This window comes from Streptomyces sp. NPDC002784 (genome assembly GCF_053592135.1).
Window position 1 is genome coordinate 162,666 of record NZ_JBSFVD010000001.1, and the last position, 12,895, is coordinate 175,560.

At 70.5% G+C, this 12,895-nt stretch carries 12 protein-coding genes and 1 pseudogene; 6 read left to right on the forward strand and 7 right to left on the reverse strand.

Translation table 11 applies throughout. The features are described 5' to 3' along the window. The first annotated feature begins 89 nt into the window (after positions 1–89). Entirely contained in the window at positions 90–503 is a 414-nt protein-coding gene (locus ACWD1Z_RS00770; protein WP_004925829.1) for an ATP-binding protein, read from the forward strand. A gap of 17 nt (positions 504–520) precedes the next feature. Continuing rightward, positions 521–1,606, forward strand: coding sequence for an RNA polymerase sigma factor SigF (locus tag ACWD1Z_RS00775; RefSeq protein ID WP_451114361.1), 1,086 nt, complete (start codon positions 521–523; stop codon positions 1,604–1,606). A 2-nt stretch (positions 1,607–1,608) separates the two neighbouring features. Here ACWD1Z_RS00775 and ACWD1Z_RS00780 read toward each other — a convergent pair whose 3' ends face one another. Next, entirely contained in the window at positions 1,609–2,049 is a 441-nt protein-coding gene (locus ACWD1Z_RS00780) for a hypothetical protein (protein ID WP_451114363.1), read from the reverse strand. Positions 2,050–2,195: 146 nt separating this feature from the next. On the opposite strand from ACWD1Z_RS00780, the gene ACWD1Z_RS00785 reads away from it, so the two are divergent. Together ACWD1Z_RS00785 and ACWD1Z_RS00790 are read left to right on the forward strand one after the other, a co-directional pair. Next, positions 2,196–3,164 carry a diacylglycerol/lipid kinase family protein gene (locus tag ACWD1Z_RS00785; protein ID WP_451114365.1) on the forward strand — a complete coding sequence of 323 codons (969 nt, stop codon included), beginning with the start codon at positions 2,196–2,198 and terminating at the stop codon, positions 3,162–3,164. Positions 3,165–3,483: 319 nt separating this feature from the next. Then, positions 3,484–3,741 (forward strand): WhiB family transcriptional regulator, encoded by a 258-nt coding sequence (locus ACWD1Z_RS00790; protein WP_003992873.1) that lies wholly within the window; start codon positions 3,484–3,486, stop codon positions 3,739–3,741. A gap of 140 nt (positions 3,742–3,881) precedes the next feature. Here the strand turns inward: ACWD1Z_RS00790 and ACWD1Z_RS00795 are convergent, their stop codons facing one another. Both ACWD1Z_RS00795 and ACWD1Z_RS00800 read right to left on the reverse strand, forming a co-directional pair. Beyond that, positions 3,882–5,348, reverse strand: coding sequence for a sensor histidine kinase (locus tag ACWD1Z_RS00795; protein WP_451115422.1), 1,467 nt, complete (start codon positions 5,346–5,348; stop codon positions 3,882–3,884). A gap of 409 nt (positions 5,349–5,757) precedes the next feature. Beyond that, the gene (locus ACWD1Z_RS00800) at positions 5,758–6,387 is read right to left on the reverse strand and encodes a TetR/AcrR family transcriptional regulator (protein WP_451114367.1); all 630 of its coding nucleotides are present in this window, start codon (positions 6,385–6,387) and stop codon (positions 5,758–5,760) included. Positions 6,388–6,483: 96 nt separating this feature from the next. Between ACWD1Z_RS00800 and ACWD1Z_RS00805 the strand changes: the two are divergent. Further along, a pseudogene (locus ACWD1Z_RS00805) lies at positions 6,484–7,237 on the forward strand (SDR family oxidoreductase). 96 nt (positions 7,238–7,333) lie between these two features. On the opposite strand, the gene ACWD1Z_RS00810 reads toward ACWD1Z_RS00805, so the two are convergent. Further along, positions 7,334–8,407 (reverse strand): SIS domain-containing protein, encoded by a 1,074-nt coding sequence (locus ACWD1Z_RS00810; protein ID WP_451114369.1) that lies wholly within the window; start codon positions 8,405–8,407, stop codon positions 7,334–7,336. A gap of 151 nt (positions 8,408–8,558) precedes the next feature. On the opposite strand from ACWD1Z_RS00810, the gene nagB reads away from it, so the two are divergent. Continuing rightward, entirely contained in the window at positions 8,559–9,344 is a 786-nt protein-coding gene (nagB, locus tag ACWD1Z_RS00815; protein ID WP_451114371.1) for a glucosamine-6-phosphate deaminase, read from the forward strand. 202 nt (positions 9,345–9,546) lie between these two features. Here nagB and ACWD1Z_RS00820 read toward each other — a convergent pair whose 3' ends face one another. The 3 genes from ACWD1Z_RS00820 to ACWD1Z_RS00830 are packed head-to-tail and all read right to left on the reverse strand — an operon-like array spanning position 9,547 to position 12,851. After that, positions 9,547–11,022: a glycoside hydrolase family 3 protein gene (locus ACWD1Z_RS00820; RefSeq protein ID WP_451114373.1), complete on the reverse strand. Its 1,476-nt coding sequence runs from the start codon at positions 11,020–11,022 to the stop codon at positions 9,547–9,549. A 9-nt stretch (positions 11,023–11,031) separates the two neighbouring features. Further along, the gene (locus ACWD1Z_RS00825; protein WP_451114375.1) at positions 11,032–11,862 is read right to left on the reverse strand and encodes a carbohydrate ABC transporter permease; all 831 of its coding nucleotides are present in this window, start codon (positions 11,860–11,862) and stop codon (positions 11,032–11,034) included. After that, positions 11,859–12,851, reverse strand: coding sequence for a carbohydrate ABC transporter permease (locus tag ACWD1Z_RS00830; RefSeq protein ID WP_451114377.1), 993 nt, complete (start codon positions 12,849–12,851; stop codon positions 11,859–11,861). The genes ACWD1Z_RS00825 and ACWD1Z_RS00830 overlap by 4 nt, the downstream gene beginning before the upstream one ends. Positions 12,852–12,895 lie beyond the last annotated feature (44 nt).

A 12,895-nucleotide genomic window follows, 5' to 3' on the forward strand; every position in this document is an offset into this window, starting at 1 on the left:
CGCGATAGCGTCACCGCTGAACCACACATCGCGTTACCCCGGGGGGCGACCCTCGGCCCCGTAAAGCTTGTACCACCTTGGAGGTGAGGGTGTCCCAGATCGCAGGCGAGCCCGCGACCCAGGACTTCGTGGAAGTCCGGCTGCCGGCTGCGGGTGCCTACCTGTCGGTGCTGCGTACGGCTACTGCCGGTCTCGCGGCGCGTTTGGACTTCACCCTCGACGAGATCGAGGACCTGCGCATCGCGGTGGACGAGGCGTGCGCGATCCTGCTCCAGCAGGCCGTGCCGGGCTCGGTGCTCAGCTGTGTCTTCCGGCTCGTCGACGACTCGCTGGAGGTCACCGTCTCGGCACCGACCACCGATGGTCACGCACCGTCACGGGACACCTTCGCGTGGACCGTGCTGTCCGCCCTCGCGGGCAAGGTCTCCTCCGCCGTGGACGAGGACAAGACCGTGTCGATCAGCCTCTACAAACAGCGCGGCGCGGGACCCGGGCCGGCGTGAGGGACGGGGACGGGCCGGTGCGGGACGAAGAGCGCGGCACACGGGAGCTGCCGGCCGAGAACGCCGACGACGCAGTCGCTCCGGGCGGTTCCCCACACTTGGCGGACGGCGTTGACGGCATTCCCGAGCAGGCCAGGCCGCATCCGGAGGACAGCGCGTCCTCCGCGCGGGCGGGTTTCCCGGACACCGCCGTGCAGGGCTCGCCTCGAGAGAGGCGGATCGGGGGCACCCCCGGCCGGGCTGAGACGAGAGCTCGACAGAGGGCGACGGGCGGGACGATGAGCGAGCACGAGCGAGACGACGATCAGGGCGCGCCGGCCACGCGGCACGAGGTACAGCACCGTGAGCCGCAGGACCGCAGCGGAGCGCGCGCCCTGTTCATCGAGCTGCGCAAGATGAACGACGGCAGCCCGGAGTACGCGGAGCTGCGCAACCAGCTGGTCCGGATGCATCTGCCGCTCGTCGAGCACCTCGCCCGCCGCTTCCGCAACCGCGGCGAGCCGCTGGACGACCTCACCCAGGTCGCCACCATCGGCCTGATCAAGTCGGTCGACCGCTTCGACCCGGAGCGCGGAGTGGAGTTCTCCACGTACGCGACCCCGACGGTCGTCGGCGAGATCAAGCGGCACTTCCGCGACAAGGGCTGGGCGGTGCGCGTCCCGCGCCGGCTCCAGGAGCTGCGGCTGTCGCTGACCACGGCGACGGCGGAGCTCTCCCAGCTGCACGGCCGCTCCCCCACGGTCCATGAGCTGGCCGAGAAGCTGGGCATCTCGGAGGAGGAGGTGCTGGAGGGCCTGGAGTCCGCGAACGCGTACTCCACGCTGTCCCTGGACGTCCCCGACACCGACGACGAGTCGCCGGCCGTGGCGGACACCCTGGGCGCCGAGGACGAGGCGCTGGAGGGCGTGGAGTACCGCGAGTCCCTCAAGCCGCTGCTGGAGGATCTGCCGCCGCGCGAGAAGCGCATCCTGCTGCTGCGGTTCTTCGGCAACATGACCCAGTCGCAGATCGCGCAGGAGGTCGGCATCTCGCAGATGCATGTGTCGCGCCTGCTGGCGCGCACACTGGCGCAGCTGCGGGAGAAGCTCCTCGTGGAGGAGTGACCCTACTTCTGGTCCTGCACGCTGCCGGGTCCTCGGATCCCGAGGGCCCGGGTGGTCTCGGCGTTCACCAGCAGGACCAGCGCGGTGACGGCCACCACCGCGAGGGCGATCCCGGCCGGGATGGCGATGCTGTCGGCCTGGAGCAGGTTGTACGCCACCGGCAGCGCCATGATCTGCGTGATCACGGCGGGGCCGCGCGCCCAGCCGCGCCGGGCCAGCAGCCCGCGGGCGGCCAGCAGCGGCAGCAGCGCGAGCACGATCAGCGTCACTCCCCCGGTCACCGCCTGCTGACGGTCGCCCGCGTCGCCCGTGAGACCCATGACGAGGATCCAGACCCCGCCGACCACCAGGGCGAGCCCCTCCAGCGCGGCGAGGGCCGCGGCGTAGATCAGCCGCCGCGGGAGGGGTCCGGTTTCCGGGGCGGGGTTCTGCTCAGCACTCACCCCTGAAGGGTAGCCGTCGCGGCGCCCGCCCCCTCGGGCGCCCGGGGCGCGGAATGCGCCCCCGTGGCGAGGTTCACGCACCGATTCTCCTACTGGATCACTATTCGGTGTGGGCCCGGTACCCCCCAGTAGGTACTCTGCAATCCATGCGTGCACTTCTCGTGGTCAATCCGGCGGCAACCACCACAAGCGCACGTACGCGCGACGTGCTGATCCATGCATTGGCCAGCGAGATGAAGCTGGAAGCGGTCACCACCGAGTACCGCGGCCACGCGCGCGACCTGGGCCGGCAGGCGGCGGAGAGCCAGGACGTCGACCTGGTGGTGGCCCTCGGCGGCGACGGCACGGTCAACGAGGTCGTCAACGGCCTGCTGCACGCGGGCCCCGACCCCGAGCGCCTGCCGCGTCTGGCGGTGGTCCCGGGCGGCTCCACCAATGTCTTCGCCCGTGCGCTGGGCCTGCCCAACGACGCCGTGGAGGCGACCGGCGCGCTGCTGGACGCGTTGCGCGAGGGCAGTGAGCAGACGGTCGGCATGGGGATCGCCGCGGGGACGCCGGGCACCGAGGACGAAGGGGTGCCGGCGCGCTGGTTCACCTTCTGCGCGGGACTGGGCTTCGACGCGGGTGTGGTCGGCCGGGTCGAACAGCAGCGCGAGCGGGGCAAGCGGTCCACTCACGCTCTCTACCTTCGCCAGGTGGTGCGCCAGTTCCTCCAGGAGCCCAACCGGCGGCACGGCACGATCACGCTGGAGCGGCCCGGCGCCGACCCGGTGACCGATTTGGTGCTTTCCATAGTCTGCAACACCGCTCCGTGGACGTATCTGGGCAATCGCCCGGTGTACGCGGCGCCTAAGGCGTCGTTCGATACGGGGCTGGACGTACTCGGTCTCAGCCGGATGTCCACGGTCGCGGTTGCCCGGTATGCGACCCAGTTGCTTACTTCGTCCCCCGAGCGGGGACCCCAGGGAAAGCACGCCGCCTCCCTGCACGACCTGGACCAGTTCACCTTGCATTCGAAGGTCCCGCTGCCCCTTCAGATGGACGGCGACCACCTGGGGCTGCGGACGAGCGTGACGTTCACAGGCGTACGCCGTGCACTGCGTGTGATTGTGTGAGCAGAAGAGGCGAAAGTCCTTTCACTCGAACGTTTAGGCCAGGGTCCACCCCATGGAAGTACGGCTGTGACCTAGTCGACACCGAGGAATCAAAAAAAACTTTCCAGAAGGGGTTGTATCCGCCGCTGAGGTTTGCGAGTCTCTACGTGGCGATCGGGACAGCCCGCAACACCGGCATCCACAGATCACCGGAACCCCTCTCCACATCAAAGGACCACGGCAGGGAAACCTGACGTTCGGCCCTTCACTTGTTGAGGGATTCGTGAAAGCGTTCACATTCACAAGCACCTGCATGTAATACCAAGGAGAGGTAGCAGCCATGGACTGGCGTCACAACGCCGTTTGCCGCGAGGAAGACCCCGAGCTCTTCTTCCCCATCGGCAACACCGGTCCTGCGCTGCTGCAGATCGAGGAAGCCAAGGCCGTCTGCCGTCGCTGCCCGGTTATCGAGCAGTGCCTGCAGTGGGCGCTCGAGTCCGGTCAGGACTCCGGCGTCTGGGGTGGTCTCAGCGAGGACGAGCGTCGCGCGATGAAGCGCCGTGCCGCCCGCAACCGGGCCCGTCAGGCCTCCGCCTGATACTCCCGCCCCACAACGGCCTCAGCTTGGCGGCGCGTGCAGCGAGTACGCATCTCCCGCCCCCGAGCCGCAGCGCGCAGTACCCCCGATGCGCATAGCACGAGCACTGGCCTCGGACCGAACCGGTCCGGGGCTCTTTGCTATTTGTGCGGCCGTACCGGAATGTCCAGGATCACCTGGGTCCCCCGCTCCGGCGCCGGGACCATGTCGAACGTTCCGCCCAACTCCCCCTCCACCAGGGTTCGTACGATCTGGAGGCCGAGGTTGCCGGCGGTGTGCGGGTCGAAGCCCTCGGGCAGTCCCACGCCGTCGTCCTGGACGGTGACCAGCAGCCGGACCTCCTTGGTCGTGCCGCCGCGGACCGCGGACACCTCGACGGTGCCGGTCTCGCCCTGACGGAAGCCGTGCTCCAGGGCGTTCTGGAGAACCTCGGTCAGGACCATCGACAGCGGGGTGGCGATCTCGGCGTCCAGGATGCCGAAGCGGCCGGTGCGCCGGCCGGTGACCTTGCCGGGGGAGATCTCGGCGACCATCGCGAGGACCCGGTCGGCGATCTCGTCGAACTCCACGCGCTCGTCCAGGTTCTGGGAGAGCGTCTCGTGCACGATCGCAATCGAGCCGACCCGTCGCACCGCCTCCTCGAGCGCTTCCCGGCCGCGGTCGGACTCGATGCGCCGGGCCTGGAGGCGGAGCAGGGCCGCCACCGTCTGGAGGTTGTTCTTCACCCGGTGGTGGATCTCCCGGATGGTGGCGTCCTTGGTGATCAACTCGCGTTCGCGGCGGCGCAGTTCGGTGACGTCGCGGAGCAGGACGAGGGAACCGATGCGGGTGCCCTTGGGCTTGAGCGGGATCGCCCGGAACTGGATGACCCCGTCCTCCGACTCGATCTCGAACTCCCGGGGCGCCCAGCCGCTGGCGACCTTGGCGAGCGCCTCGTCCACCGGCCCGTGGGTCGGGGCGAGTTCGGCGGTGGTCTTGCCCAGGTGGTGGCCGACCAGATCGGCGGCGAGGCCGAGGCGGTGGTAGGCGGAGAGCGCGTTCGGGGAGGCGTACTGGACGATGCCGTCCGCGTCGAGCCGGATCAGGCCGTCGCCGACGCGGGGCGAGGCGTCCATGTCGACCTGCTGGTTCGCGAAGGGGAAGGAACCGGCCGCGATCATCTGCGCGAGGTCCGAGGCGCTTTGCAGATACGTCAGTTCGAGCCGGCTCGGGGTGCGCACGGTCAGCAGGTTGGTGTTGCGGGCGATGACACCGAGGACGCGCCCCTCGCGCCGTACCGGAATCGACTCGACCCGGACCGGGACCTCCTCGCGCCACTCGGGGTCGCCCTCGCGCACGATGCGGCCCTCGTCGAGGGCGGCGTCCAGCATGGGGCGGCGGCCACGCGGGACGAGGTGGCCGACCATGTCGTCCTGGTAGGAGGTGGGGCCGGTGTTGGGGCGCATCTGGGCGACGGAGACATAGCGGGTGCCGTCGCTGGTGGGGACCCACAGGACGAGGTCGGCGAAGGAGAGGTCGGAGAGCAGCTGCCACTCCGAGACCAGCAGATGGAGCCACTCGAGATCGGACTCGTCGAGGGCGGTGTGCTGGTGGACCAGCTCGTTCATGGAGGGCACGGGTGCGAGCGTACCTGGCGGTTTGTACGGCTCCGAAATGGGCGGCCGCCGCCGACCGGGCCCGAAGACACCCGCGGGCCGCGGCGCCTGAGAGGGACCCTCAACCCTCCCGGCACCGCAGCCCGGAGCAATATCGGCCGTGGGGTGTGCGGTCCCGGTCGGCCGAAGGATGAGGATCCGGAGCAGTCAGGGCAGAGAGCACCGGTTCCTCGGTCCGTCTTCCTGTGCGGGGAAGACGGAAGTGCGCGTCCTCGTATCACATGGACTCTTACCGCCATTGTGGACTAGACCACTCGGCGTGTCCATGCGTCTGAGGCTGTTTGTTGTTGTGCCGTTCGATGCGGTCACGCCAGATGGTCGGACGTCCCAGCATGCATCACGCAGCCTAACCCTTGCGGGTTCATGTGCGGGGCCAGATGGACAGGGCAATTTCCGCGAGCGCCGCCAACTCCGCCCGGCTCGCGCCGTCGCGCGCCTGCTGGGACATGCCCTGGATCATCGCGCCGGTGTGCCGGGCGAGGGTGCCGGCATCGGTGTCGGCGGGGAGTTCACCTGCGGCGACGTCGGCACGGATGCGGCTCTCCACGGCGGCGATGGTGGCGTTGCGCCGGTCCCGGAGGGTCTGCTCCACCTCGGGGCTCGCGCAGTTGGTGGCCGCGTGGATGTAGAGGCAGCCTTGAGGGAGACCCGGGGTGGTGTACCGCTCGGCGGCCTCGCGCAGGATGCGGTCCACGGCGGCCCGGGCGGTGGGCTCCTCGGCCAGGGCGCGCTCCCCGAAGGCCGCGTACCGCTTGCCGTACTCCACCACGACCTCGTCGAACAGCGCCCGCTTGTCCCCGAAGGCCGCGTACAGGCTGGGGGCGCCGATTCCCATGACCCGGGTGAGGTCGGAGACGGAGGTCGCCTCGTACCCGTGCTCCCAGAAGGCCATGATCGCCTTCTCCAGCGCGGTCTCCCGGTCGAAGGAGCGGGGGCGGCCACGGCGGGCCGCGGTCGGCTCTGAACCCTTGGTGCTCACCATGGAGTGCATTTTATAGCGGGCACTAGAGAAATGACCCCGCACTGCCGTACAGTCTTTTCTGTAGCGACCGCTAGGTAATTGCGACGGTGGGACATGGGGTGTGGCATGGGTGTGCTCACAGGCAGGACCGCGCTGGTCACGGGGGCGAGCAGGGGGATCGGGCGGGCGGTGGGCCGAGCGGCTGGCGCGAGACGGCGCACGGGTCGCCGTGCACTACGGCAGCGATGAAGCGGCGGCGAAGGACACCGTCGCCGGGATCGAGGCGGCCGGCGGCAGCGCGTTCGCGATCCGCGCCGAGCTGGGGGTGCCGGGGGACGCGGGGACTCTCTGGGCGGCCTTCGACCGGCACGCGGACGAGGTGGACATCCTGGTCAACAACGCGGGAGCGGCGCTCTTCGCGACCATCGGCGACACGGACGAGGAGCTCTACGAGCGGGCCCACGCCCTCAACGCCCAGGCGCCGTTCTTCATCGTCCGGCAGGGCCTCGGCCGGCTGCGCGACCACGGCCGGATCATCAATGTCACGGCGGCCACGGACGCCGGCATACCCGGCATCGCCGCCACCCACATGGCCAAGGGCGCGGTCACCGCTCTGACCCGCTCCCTCGCGGTCGAGCTGGCGCCGCGCGGCATCACCGCCAACTCCGTCGCGCCCGGCTTCATCGACACCGATCTCACCAGCGCGGTCCTGGCCGACCCCGGCGTACGGGCCCACGCGGAGGCGGTCTCGGTCTTCCGGCGGGTGGGCACGGCGGCCGAGGTCGCCGACGTGGTGGCGTTCCTGGCGTCACCGGACTCCCGCTGGGTGACGGGGCAGCACATCGACGCGACGGGGGGTTCGCTGCTGAGCTTGCAGTAGCCGCCGGACCAGGGGCTGTCCCTGCGCCTGCGCCCCGGTTCCCTGTGTCCTGATCCTCGCGCCCCCATGTCCCCGTGGCCCCGTCTCCTCGCGCCCTCAGCGCGTCTCCGTCACCTTCGCCAGGGCCCGCGGGGCGTCCGGGTCCTGGCCGCGGGCGATGGTGACCTCGTGGGCCAGGAGTTGGAGCGGGATGATCTCCAGCACCGGCTGGAGCTCCTCGGGGACGCCCTCGGTGGGCAGGACGAAGCCCGCTGAGGCGCGTTCGACCTGGGCCGCCGGGCCGATGACGACCAGGTCGGCGCCCCGGCCGCGGAGGCGGTCGAGCACGGGTTGCAGGGCCTCGCCGCCCTTGCCGTCGGTGACGACCGCGATGACCGGGGAGACGTTGTCGACCATGGCGAGCGGGCCGTGCAGCAGGTCGGCGCCGGAGTAGGCGAGGGCGGGGATGTAGCTGGTCTCCATCAGTTTGAGGGCGGCTTCCTTGGCCGTGGGGTAGCCGTAGCCGCGGGACGTGATCACCATGCGCTCCGCGAAGCGGTAGCGGGCGGCGAGGGCGCGGACCTCGTCCCGGCGGGCGAGCAGTTGCTCCGCGAGGTCCGGGAGCGGCTTGGCGGCGGCACCGTCGCCGCCGCGCAGTCCTTCGACGAAGAGATGGAGGGCGAGAAGGGAGGCCGTGTAGGTCTTGGTCGCGGGCAGGGCCTTCTCGGGTCCGGCCATGATGTCGATGTGGTACTCGGACACCCCGGCCAGCGGGGAGTCGGGGTTGTTGGTCACGGCGAGGGTGAGGGCGCCGGCCGCGCGGGCGGCCCGGGTGGAGGCCACCAGGTCCGGGGAGCCGCCGGACTGGCTGACCGTGACGACCAGGACGTCGGTGAGATCGGGACGGGCGCCGTAGGCGGTGAAGGTCGACATGGAGGTCAGGCCGCAGGGCAGGCCGAGGCGGATCTCCAGGGAGTACTTGGCGTAGAGCGCGGCGTGGTCGGAGGTGCCGCGGGCGGTGAGCAGCACGAAGCGGGGCTTGCGGGCGGCGATGTCCTGGGCGACCTGCCGGATGCCGGGGGCGCCCGCCTCCAGCAGCCGGCGCAGGACCGCGGGCTGCTCGGCCATCTCACGGGCCATGATCCGGCCGGGGAGTTCGCTCAGGGGGTGCGGTGTCGCGGGGCTGGTCATGGGCGTCCTCTCGGGCCGGGAGCGGAACCACGTCTGCTGGAGCCACCCCCATTGCACTCCCCCGCGGGTGACCTCGCCTGTTAGATTGGTCTAAACCACATAGCCCTCTCGGGTACCGGTTGAGTCCCCTCTCCAGATCGGCAGGCCCAGCGTGGAAGTTGTCATCGTTCCGGATGCCAAGGCGGGTGGCGAGCTCATCGCCGAGGCCATGGCTCAGCTCCTGCGGCGCAAGCCCGACGCCCTGCTCGGCGTGGCCACCGGCTCGACGCCGCTGCCCGTCTACGAGGCACTGGCGGCGAAGGTGCGCTCCGGTGCCGTGGACGCCTCGCGGGCGCGGATTGCTCAGCTCGACGAGTACGTGGGGCTGCCGGCCGAGCATCCGGAGTCGTACCGCTCGGTCCTGCGGCGCGAGGTGCTGGAGCCGCTCGGGATCGGGATGTCGGCCTTCATGGGGCCGGACGGGACCGCGGACGACGTCCAGGCGGCGTGCGAGGCGTACGACGGGGCGCTGACGGCGGCCGGGGGCGTGGACCTCCAGTTGCTGGGGATCGGGACGGACGGGCACATCGGCTTCAACGAGCCGTGTTCGTCGCTCGCCTCACGGACCCGGATCAAGACGCTGACCGAGCAGACCCGGGTGGACAACGCGCGGTTCTTCGACGGGGACATCGCGCAGGTGCCGCACCACGTGATCACCCAGGGCATCGGGACGATCCTGGAGGCGCGGCATCTGGTGCTGCTGGCGACCGGTGAGGGCAAGGCCGATGCCGTCGCGGCGACCGTGGAGGGGCCGGTGGCGGCGGTGTGTCCGGCCTCGGCGTTGCAGTTGCATCCGCATGCGACGGTCGTCGTCGACGAGGCGGCCGCGTCCAAGCTGAAGCTGTCGGACTACTTCCGCCACACCTACGCCAACAAGCCCGACTGGCAGGGCATCTAGGCGCTCGCCGATGTCGAGGGCCCGGGTGCGGTGCTCGGGTGCCCGATGCCGATCTGGGCCAGGCAGTGATTCATCGCCCACCGGGGCCTCCTGGCTCCCGCGTGCGCGGCTCAGCCTGCGCCGGGCCACGCACGGCACGAAGGCGCCGGTTTCCCCCATCCGGGAACCGGCGCCTTCGTCGTCGTAACCCCTGCCGGCCCCTTTACCGGCCCGCGATGATCTCCGCCGCCGCTCGGCCGCAGACCCGGGCCGCGCCGTGGGTGGCGATGTGCAGGGCGCCTCGGGGCGGGGACTGGGGCACGCCCATCTCGACCACGATCGTGTCGGGGCGTTCGCTCAGGAGGGTGTCCAGGGTCTTGGCCATCCACTCGTGGCGGTGCTCGTCGCGGACCACGGCGACGATCCGGCGGGTGCCCGCCGCGTCCAGGGTCGCCCGGGCCGCCGACTCGTCGGTGTGGGTGGCGGTCTCGGTGCCGGGGAGCAGTCCGGTGAGTTCCGCCGCGACGCCCCACGGGGTCTCGTCGCCCACCGCGATGTTCGCCACCGGGCTGAGCGCGACCGCATAGGGAGGCCCGGTCAGCGGCGTGTGGGCGTCCGTCCGCGTCACCCGTACCGCGCGGCGGGCCGCCAGCAGGCCGATGTCGGACGGGACCCGCTCCTCGGAGACGGTCGCGGACCGGGTCCAGCGGGCCAGGGCACGGACGCGTTCCGCAGCGTCCGCGAGGCGCTCCTCGGGGAGTTCGCCGGTGCGGACGGCCGTGATCAGGGCGTCCCGCAGGCGGCGGACGGTGTTCTCGTCGTTCAGCCCGCCGCCCACGCAGATCGCGTCGGCGCCGGCCGCCAGGGCGAGGACGCTGCCGCGTTCGATGCCGTAGGTGGCGGCGATGGCCTGCATCTCCATGCCGTCGGTGACGATGAGGCCGTCGTAGCCGAGTTCACCGCGCAGCAGGTCGCGCAGGACGGGGCGGGAGAGGGTGGCCGGGCGCGTCGGGTCGAGGGCCGGGACCAGGATGTGCGCCGTCATGATCGCACGGGAGCCCGCGGCGATGGCCGCGCGGAACGGCGTCAGGTCACGCTTGGCCAGCACATCGCGTCCGACCTCGATACGGGGCAGGGCCTCGTGGGAGTCGATCGCGGTGTCGCCGTGGCCCGGGAAGTGCTTGGTGCAGGCCGCCACGCCCGCGGCCTGGAGGCCGGTGACATAGGCGGCGGTGTGCCGGGCGGCCAGGTCGGTGTCGGCGCCGAAGGAGCGGACGCCGATGACCGGGTTGGCCGGGTTGGAGTTGACGTCGGCGGAGGGCGCCCAGTTGAAGTTGACGCCGCAGGCCGCGAGGCGGCGGCCGAGTTCCTGGGCGACCTGCCGGGTGAGGACGGTGTCGTCGACGGCGCCGAGGGCGTGGTTGCCGGGGAAGGAGGAGCCGGTGCGCACTTCGAGGCGGGTGACGTCACCGCCCTCCTCGTCGATGGCGACGAGGACGTCCTCGCGCTCGGCGCGCAACTGGGCCGTCAGCGCGGCCACTTGCTCGGGCGTGGCGATGTTGCGGCCGAACAGGCCGACGGAGGCGAGGCCCTCACCGAGGCGGCGCAGCAGCCAGTCGGGGGCGTCGGTGCCGGGGAAGCCGGGCTGCAGGACGGTCAGCGCGTCCCGTGTCAGGGTGTCGCTGGCGAATGTCGTCATCGGTGGGCGTTATCCCTTCACGGCACCGTCGGTCAGACCGCTGACCGCCCGGCGCTGGAGGAAGACGAAGAGGATGAGGATCGGGACGGCGAAGAGCGAGGAGGCGGCCATGGTGGCGCCCCAGTCGTCGCCGAAGACCGTGCGGAAGCTGGTCAGCCACAGCGGGAGGGTCTGTGCCTCGGCCTCCTTGTTGAGGACCAGGACGAGGGCGAACTCGTTCCAGGCGGTGATGAAGCCGAACAGCGAGGTGGCCATCAGTCCGGGGGCGAGCAGCGGCAGGATGACGCGCCGGAAGGCCTGCGCCCGGGTGCAGCCGTCGACCATCGCCGCCTCCTCCAGCTCGGCCGGGACCGCGGCGACGAATCCGCGCAGGGTGAGGATGGTGAAGGGGAGGATCATCATCGTGTAGAAGGCCGTCAGCGGGACGAGGCTGTTGAGCATGTCCGCGTCCCGGACGATCATGTACATCGCGATGATCATGACCTCCCAGGGCGCCATCTGGGCCAGCATGAAGCCGATGATGAAGCCGCGCCGCCCCTTGAACTTCATCCGCGCCAGGGCGAAGGCGCCGGCGAGCGCGATGACCAGGGAGAAGACGACCGCGAGGACCGTCACCGTCAGGGAGTTCCGGACCAGGTTCCAGAAGTTGTCGACGCCGGTGGCGGTCGTGAAGTGCTCGAAGGTGATGTCGGTCGGGAACCAGACGGGGTTCTCCGAGATGATGTCGCCGGTCGGCTTGAAGGCCGTGGCGAACATCCAGTACACGGGGAAGACGAACCCGATGAACAGGACGACGGCCGTGGCGTTGGGCCAGATACGGCCGAAGAGCGAGCGCTTCACAGCCCGGCCTCCTCTTCCTTCTCTTGCTTGAGCACGATCCGCAGGTAGTAGGCGGTGAGGCCGAGCAGGATCAGGATGGTCAGCAGGGCGATGGCGGCGCCCATGCCGTAGTGCTGGTTGCCGACGCCCTCGATGTAGGCGTAGACCGGCAGGATCTCGGTGAGGCGGTCGGGGCCGCCCTGGTTGAACGTGTACACCTGCACGAACGCCTTGAAGATCCAGATGACCTCCAGGAACGTGGTGGCGTAGAGGAAGGGCCGCAGGAACGGGAAGGTGACCGTGGCGAAGCTCTTCCAGGGGCCGGCGCCGTCGAGCGCGGCGGCCTCGTAGAGCTCGACGGGGATGGTGGTGGTGGCCGCGTAGAGGTTGATCGCCACGAACGGGATCGACATCCAAACGATCAGCAGGGTGACGACGAAGAACGTCGACATCTGGTGGCTGGTCCAGCTGTAGTCGGCCATCGAGTGCCAGCCGAGCTTGTCCAGCACCCAGTTGACCACGCCGAAGCGCTGGGCGAAGAGCCACTGGTAGACGGTGGTGGCGGCGACCACGGGCATCGCCCAGGCCAGCACCAGGCCGACCAGCAGGGTGAACCGCATCCGCCGGCCGAGGCGGGCGAGCAGCAGGCCGACGAGCGCGCCGAGGACCATGGTCAGGACGACGTTGACCGCCGTGAACAGGATCGAGCGCACGGTGACGCGCCAGAAGTCCTCGCTGCCGAGGACCTCGGTGTAGTTGTCGACGCCGTTCCACTCGGTGACGTGCTGGATCAGCTGCGCCATGTTGAGGTTCTGGAACGACAGCAGCGCGTCCTTCAGCAGCGGCCAGCCGAGCAGCAGCACGGAGGCCGCGCAGGCGGGCAGCAGCAGGAGGTACGGAGCCAGCGCGCCGATGCGGGAGGCGGCTCTCGGGGTGGGCCCGCCGGAGCCCGAGGAGTCCTTGTGGACGTCCGCCGGGCCGGAGGGCGGCCGTTCGGTCTGCACGGTCATGCTCGCGTTCTCTTCCTCCTAGACCTGCCTGAACGCGGGAAGGG